The organism is Kitasatospora sp. NPDC032121 (assembly GCF_055580145.1).
Map to the genome: position 1 here is coordinate 81,550 of NZ_JBVILX010000001.1, position 22,371 is coordinate 103,920.

Genomic DNA, 22,371 nt, shown 5'->3' on the forward strand with positions numbered 1-22,371 from the left:
GGTCAGGCCCTCGGCGCGAGCCGCGATGGCCTGGGGCGGGGCACCCGCCGCCGTTGCTGTGCTCACGGCACGTCCTCCTGGGTTCGCTGCCCCACCACTCATCGGGCGCGGCGGGCATGGCAGACTCTGGGCAGGCAGCAGCTTCTACGAGAACGTAGAACTTCTACGTGGAATGTAGAAGATAGCGCGGGAGGTGACCAAGTCCGTGGGCGTACACGAACCCACCACAGCCACGGGTCGGGGCAGGGGCGAGCTGGAGGCGGCGGTCCTGGCCGCCCTGCAACAGGCGGCCCCCGAAGCGCTGACGCCGGGCGAGGTTCTGGAGCGGGTCGACGCCCGGCTCGCCTACACCACCGTCGTCACCGCCCTCACCCGGATGCACGACAAGGGCCTGCTGACCCGCGCCAAGCGCGGCCGGGCCTTCGCCTACACCGCCCTCGCCGACGACTCGGGGCTGGCCGCCCGCACGATGCGCCGGGTCCTGGACGGCGGCAGCGACCGCGAAGCGGTCCTGGCCCGCTTCGTCGACGAGCTCTCCGACACCGACGAGGACTTCCTGCGGCAGCTCCTGGACAGCGGAAAGTAGGCTCGGCCGGGTGCGCGTCGCCGTCTACCTGCCACTGCTCTTCCCGCTGCTCGCCGCGCTCATCGCCCGGCCGGCCGGCGAGAAGCTGCCGCCCCGCCTGGCTACCTGGCTGCTGACCGTCGGCGCCCTGGTGCTCGCCGCCGGAAGCACGGCGGTGCTCGGCATGCTCGCGATCACCGGCCTGATCCGCATCCCCCTCCTCGCCCGGCTCGCCCAGGATCACTGGTCGCCGTACGCCGCCCAGCACCACGACCCCGCGTCGTTCTCCATGGCCGTGCTCGCCGGCGTGCTGCTGACTGCCGTGGCCGTGCTGGCCGGTCGGATGCTCTGGCGGCGTGCGCGCACCCTGGCCGAGGCCGCACGCGAGGCCGCCTGCCTGCCCGGCCGCGACCAGCTCGTCGTCATCGACGACCCGGCCGCCGAGGCGTACGCCATACCGGGACTCCCCGGCCGCATCGTGGTCTCCACCGGCATGCTGGACGCCCTCGACCCCGCCGAGCACCAGATCCTGCTCGCCCACGAGCGCGCCCACCTCGCGCACCACCACTACCTGTTCGTCGCCTTCGCCCAGCTCGCCGCCGCCGCCAACCCGCTGTTGCGCCCGCTGGCCGACACCGTCACCTTCACCGTCGAACGCTGGGCCGACGAGAGCGCCGCCGCCATCATCGGCGACCGCGAACGGGTCGCCCGCACCGTCGGCAAGGCCGCCCTCGCCGCTCGCCGCACCCGCGCCCGCAGCTGGATTCCGGCCGCCGCCCTCGGCGTCCTCGGCCGACTCGACAGCCTGGGCCGTGCCCACCCCAGCGGCCTCGGCCCCGTACCGCGCCGGGTCACCGCCCTGCTCGCCCCCGCCCCGCGCCGCCACGTGTGGTCCATCGCCGCACTCGCGGGTCTCACAGTGGCGACCGCGCTGTGCGCGGCCAAAGCCGCACATGACCTGGAAGCACTCCTGGAGCTGGCCAAGAACGCCGCCACGCGCAGCTGACGGGCCCCAGCGCGAGGGACGGCCTCCCGGTGTTCCGCCGGCGTGGTCACGGCTCTTCCCACCGCCCCGGCTGCCCGGCGCGCGGGGGCCGCAAGGCATCCCGGCACTGCGCAGTCGGCCTGGCAGACGTCGTTTCGATCGGCTCATCGAGCACCGTTCACTCCCGGGCAGCGCCAAGGCCCGCCGCCGACCACAGGCGAGGCCCCTGGTCGACGACGGGCTGCTGCTGTTCGGTGCCGGTCAGCCCCCGGCGGTCTGCTCCGCCGACGCCTCGGCGGGCGCCGGAGCGTTGCCGCTCCGGATGGTGACGGCCGAGGCGATCGCCCCGACGAGGGCGATGGCGGCGGCTCCGAGGAAGGCGGCGGAGAAGCCGTCGGTGAGCGCGGTCGCGTCGCCGGTCTCCCGGGAGCCGTGGGCGGCGGCGACGGCGGTCATCGCGGCCAGGCCGAGCGCGGAGCCCACCTGGTAGCCGGTGTTGACGATGCCGGAGGCGAGACCGCCCTCCTCCGGGCGGGCGCTGGAGAGCGCCGTGCCGAGCGAGGGGATGAAGGCCAGCGACATGCCGACCGCGGCGAGCAGCGAGGCGGGCAGGACGTCGACCACGAAGCTGCCGTCCGGGCGGGCGAAGGAGAGCCAGAGCATCCCGCCGGCGAGGGCGGCCAGTCCGGTGACGATCAGCGGCTTGGGCCCGAAGCGGGCGATGAGCTTCGGCGCCAGCACGATCATCATCACCATGATCGCGGCGGTCATCGGCAGCAGCGCCGCGCCGGAGGCGAAGGCCTTCAGTCCGAGCACCTGCTGCAGGTAGAGGTTGAGGAAGAACCACATCGGGATCCACGCGGCGGCCATCAGGAACTGGGCGAGGTTGGCGCCGGCGAGGTTGGGGCTGCGCCAGATGCCCAGACGCATCAGCGGCTCGCGGCGCCGGGCCTGGATACCGACGAAGGCGGCAATCAACAGGACGCCGGCGGCGAGGACGAGCCAGGTGCTCGCCGAGCCCCAACCGGTCTCCGGGGCACGGACGATGGCGTAGACGGAGATGGCGAGGCCGGCGGTGACGGTGATCGCACCGAGCCAGTCGACCGAGCCCCGGCGGGCGGCGGCCGCGGGCATGACGCCGGGCGCGAGGGCCAGCACCGCGAGCGCGACCGGGACGTTGACGAAGAACACCCACTCCCAGCTCAGGTACTGGGTGATGACGCCGCCGAGGAACACCCCGGCCGTGCCGCCGGCCGGGGCCGCGGCGCCGTACAGGGCGAGCGCCTTGCCCAACTCCTGCGGCCTGCTGCCGAAGAGCATCATCAGCAGGGTGAGTGCGGAGGGCGCGATCAGCGCGGAGCCGGCGCCCTGGAGGGCGCGGCCGGCGAGTTCGACCCACGCGGTGCCGGCGAGCCCCGCCACCAGGGAGCCGATCCCGAGGACGACCCAGCCGGCCGCGAACAGCCGCTTGGCGCCGAGGAGGTCGGACAGGCGACCCCCGAGCAGCAGTAAGCCGCCGAAGGCGACGACGTAGGCGTTGAAGACCCAGGACAGGTTCTCCGGCGAGAAGCCGAGCGCGGTCTGCATCTTCGGCAGCGCCACGCCGATGATCGAGGTGTCCATGATCACCATGAACTGGGCGAGCGCGATCAGGCCGAGCGCCGTCCAGCGGCGCGGTGAGGGAGGTGCACTGACGTCCGACACAGCCAGACTCCTATACGGGGGTGGGGTATCACCGGGCAACGTCGAGGAACATACCCCCACTGGGTATCTCTGGCAAGGACATTGGCGCGATGCAACGGCCCCTTCCCTTACCCCCTAGGGGTAATCGACGATGGTGGGACGACTTCGCACGCTCCTCCCGGTGGTCCACCTTTCAGGCGCGCCGACACCCCTGGCCGTACCTGACCGGCGGCGACCACTGGGCAGCGCCCCTTCGGGCGCACTGAACCGCACACGAGATCCGACCCCAGCGTCAGTGATCTGCCGTGGTCCAGCCCGTGGCGCTGAATCCGCTGGTCCGGGCCGCGGCCGAGGAGCGATCGTGTCGTGTGCGGCGCCATGTCGACTTCGTGTACGGCGCCGCACACGCCGCGTGCCGTCCACCACAGGCGACGAGGCCCTCGGTGCACACGGGCGGAATGCGGGCCCAGCGTTTCCGCAGGTCAGCGCACCCGTCCGCGCGACTTCAACGGAATCGACGGCAGCTCCGGGGCGGCCAGCCGCGCACCGTCGTAGCCGTGCACCTCACCGAACCGGGAACCCTTCTCCCAATCCGTTCGCGCCTGTGCGATCTCCTCGCCGGTGCGGCCGATGAAGTTCCACCACATGACGATCTTCTCGTCGAAGGGCTCGCCGCCGAGGAGGAGGACGGCCGCGTCGGCGTCGGCCCGCAGGGGGAGGTCGGGGCGGCCGCAGCCGAGGTAGAGCATGGAGCCGGGCTCGACCGGGACGCCGTCGACGTCGACCCGGCCGGACATGGCGAGGACGGCGTACTCGAAGTCGGGGACGAGCGGGAGGCGGAGGTCCGCGCCCCCGGCGAGGGCGAGGTCGGCGCCGACCAGCGGGGTGTGGGTGGTGCCCGGCGAGGTGGCGGTGTCGAGGGTGCCGAGGATGACGGTGGCGCGCAGGCCCGGGGCGGTGACCACGGGCAGGTCGGGGTGGTGCTCGAAGGCGGGGGCGACGTGCCGGCCGGCCTCCGGGAGGGCGACCCAGAGCTGGGCGCCGTGCAGGTGACGGGCGTGCGGGCGGGGGGACTCCTCGGAGTGCGAGATCGCCCGGCCGGAGGTCATCAGGCCCAGTTCGTACGGCCGGACGGTCTGGAGGCTGCCGAGGCTGTCGCGGTGCAGCACCTCGCCCTGGTGGAGCCAGCTGACCGTCTGGAGGCCCATGTGGGGGTGCGGCGGGACCTGCATGCCGGGCTCGTCGGCGATGTCCTCGGGGCCGTAGTGGTCGACGAAGCACCAGGCCCCGACCATCCGGCGGCCGAGGTTGGGCAGCAGGCGGCGGACCACCGTGCTTGCGCCGAGCGGGACCTGACGCGCCGTCAGCAGATCCTTCACTGGTCCGGTGCCGGCCTCGCGGCCGCAGACGGTCGGGGTGGGCTGGAGGTCGAGGTTGCTCATCGCGGTTCCACCACCGTACGAGAGGGTCCGGGCGGCCCCCGGGGGCATCGTCACCGATCATGCGTCACGGTGCGACGTTCCTCCACCCGTGCCCGGCCATCCGGCGGCCCCCCGCCCGCGAGGGCGCGGCACCGCCGGACGGCCGCCGGCTCAGTGCCCGCAGGCCCACCAGGCCTCGGCCGACGCCTTGTCGGCGCGCTCCCGCAGGTTGCGCACCGCCGCGGCCGGGTCCTCGGCCCCGTACACCGCCGAGCCGGCCACGAACACGTCCGCGCCGGCCTCCGCGCAGCGCTCGATCGTGCTCGCCGCGACGCCGCCGTCCACCTGGAGCCACAGTTCGAGGTCGTGCTTGGCGATCAGCTCCCGGGTGCGGCGGATCTTCGGCAGCATGATGTCCAGGAAGGCCTGGCCACCGAAGCCGGGCTCGACGGTCATGATCAGCACCATGTCGAGCTCGGGCAGCAAGTCCTCGTACGGCTCGATCGGGGTGCCCGGCTTGAGCGCCATCGAGGCGCGGGCGCCCTTGGCGCGGATCTCGCGGGCGAGCCGGACGGGCGCGGCTGCGGCCTCGACGTGGAAGGTGACCGAGCCGGCGCCGGCCTCGACGTACTGCGGGGCCCAGCGGTCCGGGTCCTCGATCATCAGGTGGAGGTCGAGCGGGATGTCGGTGGCGCGGGCGAGGGACTCGACCACCGGGACGCCGAGGGTGAGGTTGGGCACGAAGTGGTTGTCCATGACGTCCACGTGCAGCCAGTCGGAACCCCGGACGGCCTCGGCCTCGTCGGCGAGCCGGGCGAAGTCCGCGGACAGGATGCTGGGGTTGATCTGGGCCATGACCGACTACCTTCGTACGAGGGCTTGCGAGGGCTGGGCACCCCCGGAGCGGGCACCTCGTCCCATCATCCCGCGCCGCACCGCCCCCGACCGCACACGGTGACCCCCGCGTGACCGTCATCACACCCCTCGCGGGGTTACCGGGGCCGTCACCGTGGTCATCAGCCCTGGAACGGGCCACGACCCGCCGCGGCTCCCGCCGGGCCGTCCCGACCAGCCGAGCGCCCCGGCCCAGCCGGGGGCTCCGTCCGAGGAAGGTCCCCCGATGACCGATCTCGTCCACCCCGCCCGCGCGCTGTGGTGGCTCTTCGAGCCGGTGCACGCCGTCACCTACTTCCTGCCCGAGGGCCGCACCGCCTTCGAGGAGGCCGGTCTGCACGGCCGCCTGCACGGCTACTTCGGCACCCGAGCGGCCCCGCTCGGCGCGGTGGACGCCCCGCCGGTGACCGCCGCGTTCTTCAACTTCGCCCCGGCGATGGTCGAACGGGCCCTGCCGGAGGTGTGGGGCCACGCGAGCCCGGAGGAGGCGCTCACCGCCCGACTGAAGGCCTCGGCGGCGATCCTGGGCCGGCTGCTGGAGCACGTGGACCGGGAGCAGGTCGAGCTGGTCGCCGAGACCCTGGAGCAGGCCGCCGCCCGGCTGGACTGCGCCGGCCGGGTGCTGGCCGCCGCCAACGCCGCGCTCCCCCGCCCGAGCGGCCTGTACGAGCGGCTCTGGCAGGCCGCCACCGTGATGCGCGAGCACCGCGGCGACGGCCATGTGGCCGCGCTGGTGACGGCCGGGCTGGACGGCTGCGAGGCCCTGGTGGTCCGCTGCGCGATGGACATGCGGCGCGAGATGATCCAGCCGCTGCGCGGGTGGACCGACGCCGAGTGGGAGGCGGCCGCCGCGCGCCTGGTCGAGCGCGGCTGGCTGACCGCCGAGGGGACGGTCACCGAACTCGGCCGGACCCGCCACCAGGCCCTGGAGGCCGCCACCGACCTGGCCGCCGCCCGGGTCTGGAACGACTACCCGCGCGCCGAACTCGACCGGCTGGCGGCGGCGTTGAAGCCGATCTCGGCGCTCTGTCGCGGCGAGCTGCCGATCAACCCGATGGGGCTGCCGGACAACCAGTGACGACCGGCCCGCGCGATCAGGGCGCGATCGACGCCCGGAGCGGGTCCCGGAGCCGCCCCTGGGCCTCGCCACAGGGCGGGCCGAGCACGATCCCCCGCCCGGCGTAGAACCGGCCGAACGACCGCCACGGCACGCGCGCGAAGGCCTGCGACTCCCCCGGGAACCCCGAGGGGTTGTGGACCAGCAGCGCCGTGTCCGTGGCGCCCACCGCCAGCACCAGGTGCCCGCCGCGCCGCACCGGCTCGGGCCCGTACGGCTCCCGGATCGACGGGTGCACCGAGACCATCACCAGCGCGCCGCCGGCCACCTCGGCCGACACCTCCCCGGGCGTCAACTCCCTTGCCTGCGCGGCCAGTCCCCAGCGCTGCCGGACGTACGCGGCGAACGGCGCGTGGATCAGCCCGTGCAGGCTGTCGCCGTCCCGCAGGTACGCGCCGGCCGCCAGGCACTCGCCCGCGAGCGCCACCGCCGCCGGGGCCATGCCCCACCAGTGCGCCAGCGCCATCCGCAGGCAGGCCACCCCGCACAGCCGCCAGGACCACCACGCGTACTCCTCCGCGGTGGCCGCACCGGACTGCCCCCAGCGCGGGTCGGCGGACGCGTCCAGCCGCCCGTCGACGATCTCCCGCACCAGCTCCGCCGACTCCCACTGCGCGTGGTACGGCACCTCGTGCACCACCCGCACCGACCGCGCCGGCGCCTGCGGCCGCGCGTCGCCCCGATCCACCATCCCCCGACGCTCTCACGGCCCGACGGCCGGGCGACCCGCGACACTCCCGGGGCCGCCGGAGTCGGGCCCAGGACTCGGGCCCAGGACTCAGACGCCGGACTCGGGCCCCGCAACTGGCACCGGCTGCGACTCCGACTCCGACTGTGGCTCCGGCTGCGACTGCGGGCCCGGCTGCGGCTGCGGCTCCGGTGTCGGCGCCGACGCCGGCTCCCGGTAGGCCAGCCGCTGCGCCGCGTGCCGCCCGCGCGCCTCCACCGGCAGCGAGCCGGTGGCACCGGCCAGCCCGAACAGCGGCATGTCGAGGTAGATCGACTCGTACCCGCCCGGCGGCGCGATGTACGTCTCGTGCCAGATCCCGACGTGCCCGCGCACCTTGCCGTCCCGCAGCTTGCGGTTGGCGATGCCCCACACGGTGTGGTGGAAGCCGTCCGGCGCGTGCGCGTAGCCGTACAGCTTCTCCTTCGACTCCCAGTACTGGACGACGTAGTAGGTGCGCGGCGAGGCGGTCAGCAGGACGCGGCCGCGCAGGCCGCGCTCGGGGGCGCGGCGCAGCTCGTACAACATCCGGAGCATCGCGAACATCACCGGGCCCCAGTGGTGCACGGCCCAGAACCGGTTGATCCGCATGCCGATCAGCAGCACCACGGTGTCGCCGGTGGCTGCCGCCGTGGTGATGCCCCGCTGTGGTTTGGCGAACAAGGCCAACTGTTCCTCCCCCATCCCCTTGCCCGTACAAGCGGTGACTACATCAGCGCCGGACGCCCCGGTCAAGGCTCGCCGCCCTCACAATTCGGCTACTGCGCTGGGCAGTTGGCACTCCCCACCACCGATGGTGCCGAACCCGGGCCGGCCCCTCCGGACGCACCGGGGCCCCGGCCCCCGCGAAGGGCGGGGGCCGGGGCCGGCCTGTGCGGCGGCCTACCAGGCGTAGTCCTCCGGGGCGGGCTTGTGGCCCGGGAAGAGTTCGTCGAGGCGGTCGAGGGTCTTCCGGTCGAGCTCGAGGTCGAGCGCGCCGATGGCGGCGTCGAGGTGGGCCGGGGTGCGGGGGCCGACGATCGGGGCGGTGACGGCGGGGCGGGAGAGGAGCCAGGCGAGGGCGAGGGCGGCGGGGTCGGCGCCGAGTTCGTCGGCGAAGTCCTCGTAGGCCTGGATGCGGTCGCGGTGCCTGGCGAGGAGTTCACTGACGTACGGCATGGCGCTGCGGTCGCGGGTGCCCTCGCGTTCCTTGCGCAGGACGCCGCCGAGCAGGCCGCTGCGCAGCGGGGACCACGGGATCAGCCCGAGGCCGTAGTGCTGCAGGGCGGGGATGACCTCGAGCTCGATCGCCCGGTCGAGCAGGTTGTAGAGGGACTGCTCGCTGACCAGGCCGAGGAAGTTCCTGGAACGGGCGGCCTCCTGGGCCTGGGCGATGTGCCAGCCGGCGAAGTTGCTGGAGCCGACGTAGATGATCTTGCCCTGGGCGACCAGGACCTCCATCGCCTGCCAGATCTCCTCCCACGGCGTGGCCCGGTCGATGTGGTGCATCTGGTACAGGTCGATGTGGTCGGTCTGCAGGCGGCGCAGGCTGGCCTCGACGGCCTTGCGGATGGCGAGCGCGGAGAGCTTGCCCTCGTTGGGCCAGTCGCTCATGTCGGCGTAGGCCTTGGTGGCGAGGACGGTGCGCTCGCGGCGGCCACCGCCCTTGGCGAACCAGCGGCCGATGATCTCCTCCGTGCGGCCCCGCAGTCGGCCCTCGCTGTCGCGGCCGTAACTGTTGGCGGTGTCGAAGAAGTTGATGCCGCGCTCGTGGGCGGTGTCCATGAGGCGATGGGCCTCGGCCTCCTCGGTGTGGGGGCCGAAGTTCATGGTGCCGAGGCAGAGGCGGGAGACGGTCAGGCCGGTGCGGCCGAGGTGGGTGTACTCCATGGCGCCCACCTTCCGTCGCACCGGCCCCGGTGTCCAGCGGATTCCACCGGACGCGGCGGATCACCGCCCGCGGAGGGATCACCGCCCGTGGGTGGCGAACTTCCTTACGGCGAGCGGCATGCAGGCCGCGAGCAGTACGGAGCTCCAGAGCAGCGCGGCGAGGAGGGCGTGCTGCGTCGGCCAGGCGGTGCCGGCCGCCGAGGGGTTGCCGAACAGCTCCCGGCAGGCCTGGACGACGGAGCTGACCGGGTTCCAGTCGGCGAGGAACCGCAGCCAGCCGGGCATGCCGCCGGTCGGCACGTAGGCGTTGGTGACCATCGCCAGCGGGAAGACCGCGACGGACAGCTGGCCGGCCGCCTCCTCCTTGCCGACGGCCAGTCCGAGCAGTGTGCCGACCCAGGTCATCACGAAGCGGAAGAGCAACAGCAGGGCGAACGCCCCTGCCGCGTCGGCGAGTCCGTGCCGGGCGCGCCAGCCGGCGGCGAGCCCGACCCCGGCCAGCAGCGCCAGGACGACCACGCTGACCAGCAGGTCGGCGAGGGTCTGCCCGAGCAGCAGTCCGGTGCGGGAGACGGGCATGGAGCGCAGCCGGTCGGTGACCCCGCGCCCGACGTCGCGGGCGGCGCCGACCATGGTGGGCATGACGCCGTTGGTGGCCACCATGGCGAACAGGCCGGGCATCAGGAACTCCCGGTAGTCGCCGCCCCCGGGCACCCGCATGGCGCTGCCGAGGACGTACCCGAAGACCACCACCATCACCACCGGGACGCCCAGCGAGGCGGCCAACAGCCCGGGCGAGTGGCGGTAGTTGAGCAGGACGCGGAGCATCGAGGTCCAGGTGCCGGAGGCGAGCCGGCCGAGGGCGGAGGGCCGCGCCGCGGCGGCGTACACGACGGCCATCAGGCGGCCCTCCCGGCGTCCGCGGACTCCCGGGTGCCCGCCGACTCCCGGGTACCCGCGAACTCCCGGGCGTCCGCGGACTCCTGGGTGAGCGCGAGGAACACGTCGTCCAGTGAGGGCGTGCGCACCGCGACGTCCTCGGCGACGACCCCGGCGCCGTCCAACTCCCGTACCAGCGAGGGCAGCAGGACGGACACTCCGGGCATCGTCAGCACCGTGACGGTCCGCTCGGCGACGTCCACCCGCGCGTCGCCGCCGGTCATCGAGGACAACACCACGGCGGTGGCGGCGAGTTGCGCCGGATCGGCCAGGGTGACGGCGACCTGGCTGCCGATCGCGGCCTTGAGCCGGTCGGGCGGGCCGGTGGCGATGGCGGCGCCGTGGTCGACCACCACGATGTCGTCGGCGAGCCGGTCGGCCTCCTCCAGGTACTGGGTGGTGAGCAGCACGGTGGTGCCGCCGTCCGCCAACTCCTTGACGGTGTCCCAGATCGCCTGCCGGCTGCGCGGGTCGAGTCCGGTGGTGGGCTCGTCCAGGAAGAGCACGGACGGGCTGGTGACCAGGCTGGCGACGAGGTCGAGGCGTCGGCGCATGCCGCCGGAGTAGGTGCGCACGAGCCGGTCGGCGGCGTCGGCGAGGCCGAAGCGGGTGAGCAGTTCGTCGGCGCGCTCCCGGGCCCGGCGAGCACCGAGGTGGTGCAGCCGGCCGAACAGCCGGAGGTTGTCGCGGCCGGTGACGCCCTCGTCGACGGCGGCGTGCTGCCCGGCGAGGCCGATGACGCGGCGGACCTCCTCGGCGGCGCGGACGACGTCGTGTCCGGCGACCCTGGCGGTGCCGCGGTCGGGGGCGACCAGGGTGGCGAGGACGCGCACGGCGGTGGTCTTGCCGGCGCCGTTGGGGCCGAGCAGGCCACAGACGGTGCCGGCCGGGACGGCGAGGTCGAGGCCGCGCAGGGCCTCGGTGGCGCCGAAGCGTTTCGCCACGCCCGCCATCTCGATGGCGGGTCGGGTGGTGTCGGACATGGCTCTGCCCTTCTCTAGGTACAGCGTACGTAGAAGCGCGCGCGAGCGCCATCGTACTACGTACGCCGTACGTATCTAAGATGGGGAACCGAGGTGATCTTCCAGTGCCGTCCAGCGAGTCCACGCCGTCGAGCAGCGCAGCGCCATCGAGCGGACCCACGCCGCCCAGCGGCCCCGCGCCATCGAGCAGGCCCACGCCCCCCGAGGCCCCCGAGGTGATCTGGCTGCGCCCCGAGCGCACCGGCCGCGGCCCGCGCCCGGCCCACAGCCGGGCCTCGATCGCCGCCGCGGCCATCGGGATCGCCGACGCCGAGGGCCTGGACGCGGTCTCCATGCGGCGGGTCGCGGCGGCACTCGGCGCGGGCACCATGTCGCTCTACAACTACGTGCCGAAGAAGGAGCACCTGCTCGACCTGATGCTCGACGCGGTCGCCGCCGAGTACCGCTTCCCGCCCGCGCCGAGCGGCGACGTCCGGGCCGACCTCGCCGACCTCGCCCACCAGCAGCTCGACATCTGCCGCCGCCACCCGTGGCTGCCCGCACTGGTGCTGGCCCGCCCGGGCATCGGCCCCAACGCCCTGCGCTACACCGACCGCTTCCTCGCCATCACCGCCCCCACCGGCCTCGACGGGGGCTCCCGACTGGAGGCGATGGCCCTGTTCAACGGCTTCATCGGCCAGTTCGCACAGTACGAGCGGACGGCGGCAGCCGGCGCCAAGTGGCAGGCCGAGCTGGCCGGTTACCTCGGCCAGGCGGCGGCGAGCGGCGAGTACCCGCACCTGGCACAGGCCTTCGCCGCCGCGGGCCCGCCGGCCGACCCGGACCGGGCGTTCGAGCGCGCCCTGGCCCGAGTGATCCCCGCCATCCTGACGCCGACGGGCGACAACTGATACATCGGCCATCCCGCGAGAGCCCCCGGGGAGCGGCCCCGCCACCCTGACGCCCAGCCATCCCGCGGGGGCCCGGCAAGCTACCCCCGGACCCGTCGCCCTGACGCTCCGTCAGCCCGCGAGGTCCTCCCTGGGGAGCAGCCCCGCCACCCGGCCGTCCACCAGCACCAGCACCGCCGGCCGCCCGCCCGTCAGCGCCGCCCGTGCCTCGGCCGCCGACTGCCCGACGCCGACCGTCGGCAGCGCCGGGCCGAGCAGCGCGCCCAGCGGGTCGCCCGGCTTGGCCGCGCCGTCCGCGAGCGCCGCCGTCAGCACCTCCCGGGACACCGAGCCGACCACCTCGGTCGCGCTCACCCCGAACGGGCGCTCCGCCCGCGCCAGCACCGCCGGGGCGACGCCGCCCGGTGCCTCCCGCACCGCCTCCACCGCCTCGCCGACGGTCGCGTCGGCGTCGACCGTCACCAGCGGGCGGGCGGCCTCCAGCAGCGGCCGCAGCCCGTCCGCGTCCTCCAGGAAGCCCCACCCCCGCATCCAGGCGTCACTGTGCACCTTGGACAGGTACGAGCGCCCCGAGTCCGGCAGCAGCACGACCACCAGGTCGTCCGGGCCCAGCTCCCGCGCCACCCGCAGCGCGGCCGCCACCGCCGTCCCGGAGGACGGCCCGGCCAGGAGGCCCTCCTCGCGCGCGAGCCGGCGCGCCGTCAGCAGCGACTCGCGGTCCGGGATCCGCTCGTAGGAGTCGACCACCTCCGACCGGTAGGCCTGCGGCCAGCGGTCCTCGACGGTCTCCGGGTGCAGGTAGTGCCCGATGCTCTCGACGTACCACGGGCTGCCGTCCCCGCCCCCGTACGAGGAGGACTCCGGGTCCGCGCCGACCACCGTCACCGAGCCGCCGGACACCTCCTTCAGGTGGGCGCCCGTACCCGTGATGGTGCCGCCGGTGCCGACGCCCGCGACGAAGTGGGTCACCCGGCCGCCGGTCTGCTCCCAGATCTCGGGACCGGTGGTCCGGACATGGGCGTCGGGGTTGGCCAGGTTGTCGTACTGGTTGGCGAGCCAGGCCCCGGGGATCTCCTCGGTCAGCCGCTCCATCACCTTGAACAGGTGCCTCGGGTCCTCCTGCGGCACCGCCGTCGGGGCGAGCACCACCTCCGCGCCGTACGCCCGCAGGATGTCCGCCTTCTCGGGCGCCGACTTGTCCGCCACCCCGGCGATCACCCGGTACCCGCGCTGCCGGCCGACGATCGCCAGGCCGATGCCGGTGTTCCCGGAGGTCGCCTCGATGATCGTCCCACCCGGCTTCAGCAGACCGTCCCGCTCGGCGGCCAGGATCATGGACAGCGCGGCGCGGTCCTTGACGCTGCCGCCGATGTTGAGGAACTCGGCCTTGGCGTAGATCGGCGCGGCGATCCCGGCGCCGAGCCGGGCGAGGCGGAACAGCGGCGTGCCGCCGATCGCGTCGAGGACGGATTCGTGCACTGCGGTCATCATCCGACTCCTTCACTGGTGCTGTCCGCCCGAGCCTGCCCAGCCCGGCGGGTCGGTAGACGGCGCTGGCACCCTGCTCATCCGGCCGAAACACGGTCCGAGGAGCACGGAGGGCGCGAGGAGGCGCATTCGCGCCCCTCGGCGCGTGGGCGGCGAGGCCCGTGGCGCTCGGCGCGTGGGCGGCGCGGCCCGTGGCGATCGCTAGAGTCCCGGCATGACGCGTCTGAAGATCGAGACATCCGTCCCCGAGAGCCATCTCGACCAGGTCCTCGAGGCCCTCCACACGGCCGGTGCGGGCCGGGTCGGCGAGTACGTCCGCTGCACCAGCGTCTGGCGCATCACCGGCAGTTGGCTGCCCTCGCCCGACGCCCAGCCCTACCAGGGCACGGCGGGTGTCGTCCAGACGGCCCCGGAGGTCCGCGTGGAGTCCGTCTGCGACCAGGACCGGGCCGCCGCCGTGCTGCGAGCCGTCCGTGCCGTCCACCCGTACGAGGAGGCGGTGATCAACTTCCTTCCCCTCTTCGAGCCCGTCCTCGACTGAGCCCGCGACCGGTCCCGCGACCGCGCTCGCGGCGGCGCCGAGCGCGGACCCCGGCAGCCGGGCTCACGCGCCCCTTCGCCGCCCCAGCCACGCGGTCAGCGCGGCCCAGAGGCCCCGGCGCTGCGGCGGCTCCGGAGCCGGCTCGGCCACCGGCTCGGCCGGCGGCCGCACCGCCGGGCCCTGGGGCGCGATGCCCTGGGCCCGGGCTGCCGCGAGCCAGGCGGGGACGTCGGCGAGCAGCAGGTCGTACAGGTCCCGGTCGGAGACCTTCCGGGGATCACGCCCCAGGTGGACGAAGCCCGCGTTGTCGATGGGGCGCATCTCCGGAACCGCGAGCCCGGTGAGCTTGCGCAGGAAGTCGAACTGCCGGCTGCCCGGGTCACCGAAGCCGATGAACTGCCAGAAGATCGGCAGCTTCGCCGCCTCGCACAGGCCCACCTCCGCCGCCCTCTTGTTGATCGGCCCGCCGTCCGTCTGGAACAGGACGAGGGCCGGCGCCGTGGAGCCGCTCGCGCGGTAGTGCCGGACCACCGCCTCCATCGCCAGGTGGTAGCTGGTCTTGCCCATGTGGCCGAGGCTCGCGACGATCCGGTCGATCCAGCCCTCGTGGTCGGCCAGGGCTATCTCGGCCTGGGCGTCGACCTCGGTGGAGAAGAAGACGACCGGCACGCTCCCGTCGTCGTCCAGGTGGGCGGACAGGCCCAGGACCCGGTCGGCGAGTGCCTGGACGCTGCCGTCCTTGTAGTAGGGCCTCATCGAGCCGGAGTAGTCGATCACCAGGTACACCGCGAGGCGCTGACCGCTCAGCCCGCGCCGTTCCACCGAGGCGCCGGCCGTCTTGTAGAGGCTCACCAACGCGGGCGCGCTCTGCTCGACCTTGCTCAGACTGACGGCCATGGGCTCGCTCCCTTGCTCAGTGCGGCAGCCGGACTGCCGGGGCGCGTGATCGTCAACGCGCTCCGGACACTCTGTGGGGCGAACCCGGACGGCGGCAAGCCCTCGCGCGGGCCGGCCCCGCACCGGCCGGGCCCGCACCGGCCGGGCCCGCACCGGCCGGTGCGCGTCGGCCGGGTCCGCACCGGCCGGGTCCGCACCGGCCGGGAGCGCCGCTCACCAACCGCCGGGGTGCCGCGAGAGCCAGTCGGCATGCCGCTCCTTCAGCCGGTCGCGCTCCTCCGCCGTGGTCAGGTAGACGTCCGCGCCGCCGTCGTACGGGTGGTAGAGCCGCCGCATGCCGGTGTCGGTGACGATCACCCCGCCCTCCCGCTCGTCGGCGACCCGGCGCAGCAGCCGGTCCAGCTCGCCGCGCCGCCACCGGCGCCGCTCCACGAACACGTGGCAGTAGGTGCGGAACTCCGGCCCCGGGTCGTCCGCCTGGAGCCACGTGCGCCAGTGCTTCGCGTCCCGGCGCATCCGGGGCACGCTCGTCCGGCCGCTCCACCGCGGTGTGAGGACGTACACCTCGGAACCGGCGAACAGCTCGTCCAGCACGGTGTTGTGGCGCTCCAGGACGATCGCGTACTCGCGCTCGTCGTCGGGGTACCGCTTGGACTGCGGCAGGCTGTGGAAGCGCACCCAGACGTCCCGCGTCCGGGTGCCGATCTCGTACCCGACGGGCTCCACGCCGGGCCACCGCCGCTCCCAGAGCGCCGTCAGTTCCTCGCGGTCCACCCGGTTCCTGCCCCGCTTCACCGGGCGAGTGTGCCACATCCGCCCCAGCGGCCCCGGCCTGGTGAAATCCTCTCGTCACGACCGCCCGGCTCCCGTAGCGTGGTTCGGTGGATCTTGAGGACAGAACGGGGCACCCCACCATGCAGCAGCACCACGGCTGGGCCGACGAGCGCTTCGGCGCCGTCGCGGACGTCTTCGCCGCCAACTTCGCCGAGTTCCCCGAACTGGGCGCCGCCGTCACCGTGTTCGCGGGTGGCCGGAAGGTGGTCGAGCTGTGGGGCGGCACGGCCGACGACCGCACCGGCCGGGCCTGGACGCGGGACACCGTCGTCCCGGTGTTCTCCTGCGCCAAGGGCCCGGTGAGCATCTGCGCGCACCTGCTCGCCCAGCAGGGCCGGCTCGACCTGGACGCGCCGGTCGCCCGCTACTGGCCGGAGTTCGCCCGCCACGGCAAGGAGGCCGTCACCACCCGGATGATCCTCGGCCACCGCGCCGGCCTCCCGGCGCTGGACGCGGTGCTCTCCTTCGAGGAGGTCGCCGCCTGGGATCCGGTGATCCGGGCGGTCGAGGCGCAGCAGCCGCTCTGGGAGCCGGGCACGACCCACGAGTACCACGGCCACGTGTTCGGCTTCGCGGTCGGCGAGGTGATCCGCCGGATCACCGGGCTGACGCCGGGCGCGTTCCTGCGCAAGGAGATCGCCGAGCCGCTCGGGCTGCCCGTCTGGATCGGCCTGCCGGAGAGCGAACTCCCGCGCCTGGCCCGGCTGGTCGAGGCCGAGGGCCGCCGCCCGATGCCCAGCCCCGAGCACCTGCTCACCCGGATCGTCACCATGAACGGCGCGCTGGTCTTCCCCGGCCTGGACGTGCCGCACGGCTGGAACGACCCGGCCCTGCACGCGATCGAGCTGCCCGGCGCGGGCGCCGTCGCCTCCGCCACCGGCCTGGCGGGCCTCTACGCGGCGGCGGCCACCGGCCTGGACGGCTCGCCCCGCCTGCTCGCGCACGACACCGTGACCGACGCGGTGCGCGAAGTCTCCTCCGGCGCGGGCTTCCTGGGCTTCGACATGGGTGCCCGCTGGGGCTCCGGCCTGCTGCTCGACTCCCCCGCCTTCCGCCCGCTGCTCGGGGCGCGCAGCTTCGGCAACGACGGCGCCGGCGGCCAGTTCGCCTTCGGGGACGACGAGTTCGGCGTCGGCTTCGGCTACGTCGCCAACCGGATGATCGGTCACGGCGATGCCCGGGCGAACCGCCTGATCGAGGCGGTGCGCGGGTGCCTGGACTGACCGGCTTCCTCCCGCTCGTCACCGCTCTGGCCACCACCGGCGGCATCGGCGAGCTGCGCTACGGCGCCTCGCTGCCCGAACTCGCCGCCCGCTACGGCGATCCGTGGGACGGCGGCGGCATCCACCGCGGCGACCGCTGGCCGCACGCCTTCGGCTGGGGCGACGTCCAGACGGTGTTCTGCCGCTGCCGCCGGCTCCGCTCGCTGTCCCTGCCGGTCTGGCACGGCGAGCTCGACCTCCCGCTGCCGGACGGCGGTTCGGTGACGCTCGACACCCACGTCGGCGAGGCCGACCTGATGGCGGCGCTGACCGCCACCGGCCACGGCTGGCGGACGGTGACGTACGAGAACCTCCCGGGCCAGCGGAACCTGGAGTTCTCGCCGGCCGAGGAGGTCCGGGTGGAGCTGGTGCTCACCGACCGCGACGGCTACGACCAGCCGCCGCTTCCGGAGTGGGTGCTGTACAAGGCGGTGCTGTGGGGCTTCGAGCACGTCGACTGCCCCGAGCCGGACCGCTCGCTCCCCGACGACGGCTGGGGCGCCGCCGGACGGTAGGGCCGGTCCTCGAACTGGCGGCGGGCCGCGCTTCGGGCTCGCGGCGGCGGGCCGCTCTTCGGGCTCGCGGCGGCGGGCCGTTCCGTCCCCTGTGCGGAACGGCCCGCCGTCCGAGTGCCCGCTACTTCAGCAGGAAGTCGTACACCGCCTGCCGTCCGGCCGGGTTCGCCGCCCGGTTCTGCACGGAGTGCGCCGCCCCCGGGACGATCACGATCTGCGGGTCGTGCGTCAGCTCCGCCTGCTGGTAGAGCCACTCGTTGGGCGTGGAGAGGTCCCGGTCGCCGCCGAGCAGCAGCACCGGCACGTTCGGCAGCTTGCGGTGCGCCGGCGGGGACGGCGGTACGGGCTCGCGCGGCCAGTCCAGGCAGACCAGTTGGCTGCCGAGCCCGGTCGCGGTCGCCGGGTCGTACGGCCAGGTCTGCTCGGCCGTCAGCCGCTGACGGGTGCGCTCCAGCGCGGCCGCCCGCCCCTCGACCGGGGTGTCCGTGGTGCCCCACGGGAAGTGCGAGTCGGCGCAGAGGGTGGCGGCGTGCAGGCCCTGGCTGAGCGCCTCGGCCGGGGCGGCGTCGCCCTCGTGGACGGCCTTGACGAAGGCCTGGAGCTTGGCCGGCTGCCCGGCGGCGGCCTCGTGCAGCACCTCGGGGACCCCGCCGTAGTTCGGGTCGGTGAACTCGTAGCTGGTGAGGGCGTCCAGGATCTGCGCCCCGTCGCCGTACCGCCGCACGACGGTGGCGAGGTCGGCGGCCGGGTCGGTGCCGCAGCCGGTGGCCTGGCAGGCGGCCCGCAGGACCCGGGCGGTGGCGGGCAGCGCGGCCAGGTCGAGGGGGTCGTCCCCCTGCTGCGGCACCACCGAGTCGAGCACCAGCCGGGCCACGTGCGAGGGGTGGGCGAGCGCGTACCGCTCGGCGACGAAGGTGCCGTAGGAGACGCCGTCCAGGGTGAGGCGCCGGTCGCCGAGGGCGCGGCGCAGCAGGTCGATGTCGGCGACGGTGTCCGCGGTGCTGTAGAACCGGGCGTCGGGGCCGAGGGCGGCGGCGCAGTCGGCGATCGACTGCCTGCGCGGCACGGCGAGGTCGGAGGAGCCCATGTCCTCCTGGAGGCCCGGGCACTGGAGCGCGTGGGCGCCGGTGCCGCGCTGGTCGTACATCACCAGGCGGTAGTCCTTGAGGACGGGCTCCAGTTTGCCGGCGATCCGCTTCATCAGCGGGACGCCGGGCTGGCCGGGGCCGCCGGTGAGGAACAGCAGGTCGCCCTTGGGCGCCGTGGTGTTGCCGGCGACGGCCACCGCGAGGTCGAGGCTCCCGGGGGTGGCGCCGCGGTGGTCGAGCGGGACGGTGAGGGTCCCGCAGGTGAACTCGGGCGCGTTCGGGCAGGGTGCCTGTCCGGTGATGCCGCCGCCGGGGCGGGCCTGGTCCGCCGGGGCGGCGAAGCCGACCGAGGGGGTGGCCAGGGTGGTGCCGGCGACCACCGCGACGGCGCCCAGCAGGGCGGCGACGCGGGCACGCGTGCTCCTCATGTTCGTCCTTCCGCTCGCACCGCGTCCGGGCTGACACGGTCATGGAAGCAGCCTGCGCCCCGGGAGACTTCGAACGCGAGCGGTTATCGGTGAATTCGCCCGGGAGCGAATCCCCGGAGCGGGAATGCACACCGATGGAGGACGGAAGGCGGCCTCCTCAGCGCAGCGCCCGCGGCAGCACCACCCGCACCCACTCCTCCGGTTGCGCCAGGTGCGGGGCGTGCCCCGCGCCCTGGTACAGATGGCGTTCCGCCTTGGGCAGGGCGAGGTCGATCAGGTCCAGGACCTCGCCGAACATCGGTGGGCTGTCGTCGCTCTGGGTCAGCAGCGCCGGTTCGCCGAACCGGGAGAGCTCGGCGAGGTCGAGGTCCAACGCGTCCGGGTCGCGCAACTCGTCGAGGTAGGTGGCCGCGTTGCGGACGTACGTGTGCCGCACCGGCGCGGGCAGCTGCTCCCAGGCGCCGGGGCCGAAGGCGAGGCTGTCCACGTACAGTTCGGCGGCGGCGGCCGACTCGGCCTGCTCCAGCAGCTCCCGGACGGCGGCGATCCGGCCGGAGAAGTCGGTGCCGATCGGTCGCAGGTCCGGGTCGGCGAGCAGGATGCCGGTGCCCGGCGGCTCGTGCACGGCGATCCCGCGCAGCAGGTCGGGCCTGGCCGCGGCGAGCCGCAGGGTGATCAGTGCGCCGTAGGAGTCGCCGTAGACGAAGGCCGGCGCGAGGCCCAACCCGTGGATCAGCCCGGCCAGGTCGGCCGCGTCCTCGTGCACCGACCCCTGGGTGAGCAGGTCCTCGCTGCGGCTGTGCCCCCGGCGGTCGTAGACGACCGCGGTGGTGGACTCGGCCAGGCCCGGCAGCACCCGTGCCCAGGAGTCCGCGTCGCTCCAGGAACCGTGCACCAGGACGACGCCGGGGCCCGCGCCGTGGGCCTCGTAGTACAGCGCCACCCCGTTCACCCTGATCTCGGCCATCACGAGCCTCCCGGTCTCGGCGGTACTCCCCCACCAGCCTGACACAACCGTCCGGAAGGCTCCGGTCCTGCGCCCGTCGCGGTCACCCGGCGTCACCGGCCACCTGGTGCGGCCCGGTGCGGCTCCGTACGGCCCCGTGCGGCTCTGCGCAGCTCCGTACGGCTCCGGTGCGGTGACCGCCCGTCGCGTGGCACCGTCAGCTCATCGCCCGCACCGGCGGCTCGTCCCGCGTCCCGTCCTCCGCGACCACCGTGAACCGCTCCGGGCCGGACACCGACAGGTCCACCGGGTAGAGCGACGCGGTGTCGTTGACGTCCAGCACGGCGCTCTGCCGCCCGGTCGCCGCCTCCACCCTGGTCATCCGGCCCCGGGTCATCGCCCACACCGAGCCGCCGTCCACCACCAGACCGGTCACCTGGTCGTCCAGCCCGGCCGTCCACCGCTTGCCGCCGTCCGTGAGCGAGTACGCCAGCAGCCGTCCGGTGGCGGTCCGGCTCGGGTGCGGGCCGCCGCTGATGCCGATGTCGCCGGGCTTCTCCCCCGGCACGACGAACAGGTCCCCCACCACCACCCCGCCGAACAGCGGGCGGGCACTGAACTCGTCGAAGGCGTGCAGCCCGCCCAGCATCACGTCCAGGTCGTACTCGTCCCCGGCGACCGGTATCGCCGCCCGCTGCCGACCGGTCCGGTCGTAGCTGAGCACCGCGTGGGTGCCGCGCTCGGCCTGGGCGTCCACCCAGACCGCGAGCGGGTCGACCGACACCACGGCGAGGTTCTTCAGCCCGCCCGCCGCGGGCAGCGCGATCCGCTGCTGCTCCCGGCCATCCGCCGGGGCCAGCGAGCGCAGCACGGGCGCGGCGTCGCCGCACTGCGCGACGGTGACGGCGTCCGCGGGCCCGCCCGCGACCTGCAGCGGGGTGCAGCCGGGGTCGGCGGCGCCGCGCCAGAGGTCCCGGCCGTCCGCCAGCCGTACGGCGCGCCAGCCGGCCTTCTCCTGGAGGAGGGCCTGCTGCCCGGCCACCGCGACCACGTCCGGCGCCGCGTCGTCCCCGTCACGGGCGGGGGCGTCCACGGCGGCGGTCCAGCCCTGCCGGCCGTCGGCGAGGTCGAGGGCGGTGACGGCGGAGCACGGCTTGTCGTGCGGCGCGTGGCCGATCAGGCCGAGGGCGCCGCCGCGGCCCGTCCCGTCGGGCCCGGTACCCCGGCTCATCGCGCACACCGTGTCCTCCCCGGGCGGGGCCCAGTGCCAGGCGACGGCCCCGGTGGCGCGGCGGTACGCCACCACCAGGTCCGGCCGGACCCGCACCACCAGGTCCCCGCTGGTCCAGCTGCCCACGGCGCGGATCGTGGACGGCCGGTCGAGCGGCGCCTTCCAGGCGTCGTTGAGGCCGTCCCCGGCGAAGCCGACGAAGATCCCGATCCCCAACAGCGCGCCGACGGCGGCCGAGGGGAACCCGGCCCTGGGGTGGATCAGCGCCCAGACGAAGCCCGCGCCGCAGGGCATCAGCCCGAGGATGCTGATGATCCCCATGAACGCGAGGCTGTCGCCGCCGAACCCGTTCGCCGGGCCGAACAGCACCGCCAGGCCCATGCTCGCGAACATCGCCCCCAGCACCCCGCCGGAGACCACCATCCAGGTCTCCTTGTCCCAGGCGAACCTGGCTCTCCTCCTCGCCCGGACGACACTGTCCTCGGGCCGAACGGCCATGCCGGTCTCTCCCCTGCGACGCGCCGCCCACCGCGTCGGGGCGACGATCATCGGATCGTCGCAGAGCGCGCCGTGATCCTGAACAAAGAGCAGGGAAAACCCAGGTTATGACCGCACGTACCAGGCCCGATCGCCAGGATCGTGACGAATCCCCGGGGCCGCACCCCACGGAGCGCGGCCCGGAGCCCGTGGCGGGACACGGGCCAGTATTGGCCCTTCAGCCCCGGCCCGGCAGCACCGGCCCGGCAGTCCCTCGCGGCGAGGACCACCGGGTCCGCCGCGCGCCCCGGCCCGGGTCGTGGACGTACGCCATCGGATACCGGGCACGGGCCGGCTCGCAGCGGTGGCCGGGTACGCCGAACCGAACACCGCTCCTGGGCGCCGCCCGGCCGGGATCCGGGCGACGGCCGCTCGAACATCACGCGGCAGCAGCCGGGTTCGGCGACCGCCCGCTCCCGCCAGGCGCGGCCGCACCCGGTGAGGTACGCCGACAGGTCACTCCCGCGCGGAACCTGCAACGGACCGAACGGGCCGGCCGGCGCGCCAGCCGTCCGCCACGGCACGCCAACC

At 74.5% G+C, this 22,371-nt stretch carries 21 protein-coding genes; 7 read left to right on the forward strand and 14 right to left on the reverse strand.

The window, feature by feature from the left end; all coding sequences use genetic code 11:
- Positions 1–205: 205 nt before the first annotated feature.
- Complete coding sequence (locus tag ACZ5OX_RS00310) at positions 206–586, forward strand: BlaI/MecI/CopY family transcriptional regulator (RefSeq protein WP_465627793.1); 381 nt, start codon at positions 206–208, stop codon at positions 584–586.
- 10 nt (positions 587–596) lie between these two features.
- On the forward strand, positions 597–1,571 hold the full coding sequence (locus ACZ5OX_RS00315) for a M56 family metallopeptidase (RefSeq protein WP_465627795.1): 975 nt from the start codon (positions 597–599) through the stop codon (positions 1,569–1,571).
- Positions 1,572–1,811: 240 nt separating this feature from the next.
- Here the strand turns inward: ACZ5OX_RS00315 and ACZ5OX_RS00320 are convergent, their stop codons facing one another.
- The 3 genes from ACZ5OX_RS00320 to rpe form a co-directional block, all read right to left on the reverse strand.
- The gene (locus ACZ5OX_RS00320) at positions 1,812–3,254 is read right to left on the reverse strand and encodes an MFS transporter (protein WP_465627797.1); all 1,443 of its coding nucleotides are present in this window, start codon (positions 3,252–3,254) and stop codon (positions 1,812–1,814) included.
- Between the two features lie 461 nt (positions 3,255–3,715).
- Positions 3,716–4,675 carry a pirin family protein gene (locus ACZ5OX_RS00325; RefSeq protein ID WP_465627798.1) on the reverse strand — a complete coding sequence of 320 codons (960 nt, stop codon included), beginning with the start codon at positions 4,673–4,675 and terminating at the stop codon, positions 3,716–3,718.
- A 150-nt stretch (positions 4,676–4,825) separates the two neighbouring features.
- Positions 4,826–5,509 carry a ribulose-phosphate 3-epimerase gene (gene rpe / locus ACZ5OX_RS00330; RefSeq protein ID WP_392874914.1) on the reverse strand — a complete coding sequence of 228 codons (684 nt, stop codon included), beginning with the start codon at positions 5,507–5,509 and terminating at the stop codon, positions 4,826–4,828.
- 265 nt (positions 5,510–5,774) lie between these two features.
- Here rpe and ACZ5OX_RS00335 point away from each other — a divergent pair, with 265 nt between their 5' ends.
- On the forward strand, positions 5,775–6,626 hold the full coding sequence (locus tag ACZ5OX_RS00335) for an SCO6745 family protein (RefSeq protein ID WP_465627799.1): 852 nt from the start codon (positions 5,775–5,777) through the stop codon (positions 6,624–6,626).
- A 16-nt stretch (positions 6,627–6,642) separates the two neighbouring features.
- Here the strand turns inward: ACZ5OX_RS00335 and ACZ5OX_RS00340 are convergent, their stop codons facing one another.
- The 5 genes from ACZ5OX_RS00340 to ACZ5OX_RS00360 all read right to left on the reverse strand — a co-directional run bounded on the left by ACZ5OX_RS00340 (position 6,643) and on the right by ACZ5OX_RS00360 (position 11,183).
- Positions 6,643–7,356 carry a C39 family peptidase gene (locus ACZ5OX_RS00340; protein WP_465627800.1) on the reverse strand — a complete coding sequence of 238 codons (714 nt, stop codon included), beginning with the start codon at positions 7,354–7,356 and terminating at the stop codon, positions 6,643–6,645.
- 87 nt (positions 7,357–7,443) lie between these two features.
- The gene (locus tag ACZ5OX_RS00345; RefSeq protein WP_465627801.1) at positions 7,444–8,076 is read right to left on the reverse strand and encodes a DUF4188 domain-containing protein; all 633 of its coding nucleotides are present in this window, start codon (positions 8,074–8,076) and stop codon (positions 7,444–7,446) included.
- A 198-nt stretch (positions 8,077–8,274) separates the two neighbouring features.
- Positions 8,275–9,261, reverse strand: a complete 987-nt coding sequence (locus ACZ5OX_RS00350; RefSeq protein WP_465627802.1) for an aldo/keto reductase — start codon at positions 9,259–9,261, stop codon at positions 8,275–8,277.
- Between the two features lie 78 nt (positions 9,262–9,339).
- Positions 9,340–10,161 carry an ABC transporter permease gene (locus ACZ5OX_RS00355; RefSeq protein WP_465627803.1) on the reverse strand — a complete coding sequence of 274 codons (822 nt, stop codon included), beginning with the start codon at positions 10,159–10,161 and terminating at the stop codon, positions 9,340–9,342.
- Entirely contained in the window at positions 10,161–11,183 is a 1,023-nt protein-coding gene (locus tag ACZ5OX_RS00360) for an ATP-binding cassette domain-containing protein (protein WP_465627805.1), read from the reverse strand. The genes ACZ5OX_RS00355 and ACZ5OX_RS00360 overlap by 1 nt, the downstream gene beginning before the upstream one ends.
- A gap of 215 nt (positions 11,184–11,398) precedes the next feature.
- Between ACZ5OX_RS00360 and ACZ5OX_RS00365 the strand changes: the two genes are divergently transcribed.
- Positions 11,399–12,073, forward strand: a complete 675-nt coding sequence (locus ACZ5OX_RS00365; protein ID WP_465627806.1) for a TetR/AcrR family transcriptional regulator C-terminal domain-containing protein — start codon at positions 11,399–11,401, stop codon at positions 12,071–12,073.
- 111 nt (positions 12,074–12,184) lie between these two features.
- Here the strand turns inward: ACZ5OX_RS00365 and ACZ5OX_RS00370 are convergent, their stop codons facing one another.
- Positions 12,185–13,564 carry a pyridoxal-phosphate dependent enzyme gene (locus tag ACZ5OX_RS00370; protein ID WP_465627808.1) on the reverse strand — a complete coding sequence of 460 codons (1,380 nt, stop codon included), beginning with the start codon at positions 13,562–13,564 and terminating at the stop codon, positions 12,185–12,187.
- A gap of 211 nt (positions 13,565–13,775) precedes the next feature.
- Here ACZ5OX_RS00370 and ACZ5OX_RS00375 point away from each other — a divergent pair, with 211 nt between their 5' ends.
- On the forward strand, positions 13,776–14,102 hold the full coding sequence (locus ACZ5OX_RS00375; RefSeq protein ID WP_465627810.1) for a hypothetical protein: 327 nt from the start codon (positions 13,776–13,778) through the stop codon (positions 14,100–14,102).
- A 63-nt stretch (positions 14,103–14,165) separates the two neighbouring features.
- On the opposite strand, the gene ACZ5OX_RS00380 is transcribed toward ACZ5OX_RS00375, so the two are convergent.
- Together ACZ5OX_RS00380 and ACZ5OX_RS00385 are read right to left on the reverse strand one after the other, a co-directional pair.
- On the reverse strand, positions 14,166–14,999 hold the full coding sequence (locus ACZ5OX_RS00380; RefSeq protein WP_465627812.1) for a VWA domain-containing protein: 834 nt from the start codon (positions 14,997–14,999) through the stop codon (positions 14,166–14,168).
- A 213-nt stretch (positions 15,000–15,212) separates the two neighbouring features.
- Positions 15,213–15,794: a DUF3885 domain-containing protein gene (locus tag ACZ5OX_RS00385; RefSeq protein WP_465627814.1), complete on the reverse strand. Its 582-nt coding sequence runs from the start codon at positions 15,792–15,794 to the stop codon at positions 15,213–15,215.
- A gap of 119 nt (positions 15,795–15,913) precedes the next feature.
- Between ACZ5OX_RS00385 and ACZ5OX_RS00390 the strand changes: the two genes are divergently transcribed.
- Positions 15,914–17,056 (forward strand): serine hydrolase domain-containing protein, encoded by a 1,143-nt coding sequence (locus ACZ5OX_RS00390; RefSeq protein ID WP_465628861.1) that lies wholly within the window; start codon positions 15,914–15,916, stop codon positions 17,054–17,056.
- The gene (locus ACZ5OX_RS00395; RefSeq protein ID WP_465627816.1) at positions 17,044–17,610 is read left to right on the forward strand and encodes a hypothetical protein; all 567 of its coding nucleotides are present in this window, start codon (positions 17,044–17,046) and stop codon (positions 17,608–17,610) included. The genes ACZ5OX_RS00390 and ACZ5OX_RS00395 overlap by 13 nt, the downstream gene beginning before the upstream one ends.
- Positions 17,611–17,731: 121 nt before the next feature.
- Here ACZ5OX_RS00395 and ACZ5OX_RS00400 read toward each other — a convergent pair whose 3' ends face one another.
- The 3 genes from ACZ5OX_RS00400 to ACZ5OX_RS00410 form a co-directional block, all read right to left on the reverse strand.
- The gene (locus tag ACZ5OX_RS00400; protein ID WP_465627819.1) at positions 17,732–19,126 is read right to left on the reverse strand and encodes an alpha/beta fold hydrolase; all 1,395 of its coding nucleotides are present in this window, start codon (positions 19,124–19,126) and stop codon (positions 17,732–17,734) included.
- 157 nt (positions 19,127–19,283) lie between these two features.
- Positions 19,284–20,093: an alpha/beta fold hydrolase gene (locus ACZ5OX_RS00405; RefSeq protein ID WP_465627821.1), complete on the reverse strand. Its 810-nt coding sequence runs from the start codon at positions 20,091–20,093 to the stop codon at positions 19,284–19,286.
- Between the two features lie 196 nt (positions 20,094–20,289).
- Positions 20,290–21,801 carry an outer membrane protein assembly factor BamB family protein gene (locus ACZ5OX_RS00410; protein ID WP_465627823.1) on the reverse strand — a complete coding sequence of 504 codons (1,512 nt, stop codon included), beginning with the start codon at positions 21,799–21,801 and terminating at the stop codon, positions 20,290–20,292.
- Positions 21,802–22,371 lie beyond the last annotated feature (570 nt).

What these genes read in the sequence shown, in the direction of transcription:
- ACZ5OX_RS00335 (WP_465627799.1), top strand. Translation starts at nt 5,775, where the DNA reads ATGACCGATCTCGTCCACCCCGCCCGCGCGCTGTGGTGGCTCTTCGAG.
- ACZ5OX_RS00405 (WP_465627821.1), bottom strand. Translation starts at nt 20,093, where the DNA reads ATGGCCGAGATCAGGGTGAACGGGGTGGCGCTGTACTACGAGGCCCAC.
- ACZ5OX_RS00355 (WP_465627803.1), bottom strand. Translation starts at nt 10,161, where the DNA reads ATGGCCGTCGTGTACGCCGCCGCGGCGCGGCCCTCCGCCCTCGGCCGG.
- ACZ5OX_RS00380 (WP_465627812.1), bottom strand. Translation starts at nt 14,999, where the DNA reads ATGGCCGTCAGTCTGAGCAAGGTCGAGCAGAGCGCGCCCGCGTTGGTG.
- ACZ5OX_RS00350 (WP_465627802.1), bottom strand. Translation starts at nt 9,261, where the DNA reads ATGGAGTACACCCACCTCGGCCGCACCGGCCTGACCGTCTCCCGCCTC.
- ACZ5OX_RS00375 (WP_465627810.1), top strand. Translation starts at nt 13,776, where the DNA reads ATGACGCGTCTGAAGATCGAGACATCCGTCCCCGAGAGCCATCTCGAC.
- ACZ5OX_RS00345 (WP_465627801.1), bottom strand. Translation starts at nt 8,076, where the DNA reads ATGGGGGAGGAACAGTTGGCCTTGTTCGCCAAACCACAGCGGGGCATC.
- ACZ5OX_RS00390 (WP_465628861.1), top strand. Translation starts at nt 15,914, where the DNA reads ATGCAGCAGCACCACGGCTGGGCCGACGAGCGCTTCGGCGCCGTCGCG.
- ACZ5OX_RS00400 (WP_465627819.1), bottom strand. Translation starts at nt 19,126, where the DNA reads ATGAGGAGCACGCGTGCCCGCGTCGCCGCCCTGCTGGGCGCCGTCGCG.
- ACZ5OX_RS00410 (WP_465627823.1), bottom strand. Translation starts at nt 21,801, where the DNA reads ATGGCCGTTCGGCCCGAGGACAGTGTCGTCCGGGCGAGGAGGAGAGCC.
- ACZ5OX_RS00340 (WP_465627800.1), bottom strand. Translation starts at nt 7,356, where the DNA reads ATGGTGGATCGGGGCGACGCGCGGCCGCAGGCGCCGGCGCGGTCGGTG.
- rpe (WP_392874914.1), bottom strand. Translation starts at nt 5,509, where the DNA reads ATGGCCCAGATCAACCCCAGCATCCTGTCCGCGGACTTCGCCCGGCTC.
- ACZ5OX_RS00360 (WP_465627805.1), bottom strand. Translation starts at nt 11,183, where the DNA reads ATGTCCGACACCACCCGACCCGCCATCGAGATGGCGGGCGTGGCGAAA.
- ACZ5OX_RS00325 (WP_465627798.1), bottom strand. Translation starts at nt 4,675, where the DNA reads ATGAGCAACCTCGACCTCCAGCCCACCCCGACCGTCTGCGGCCGCGAG.
- ACZ5OX_RS00370 (WP_465627808.1), bottom strand. Translation starts at nt 13,564, where the DNA reads ATGATGACCGCAGTGCACGAATCCGTCCTCGACGCGATCGGCGGCACG.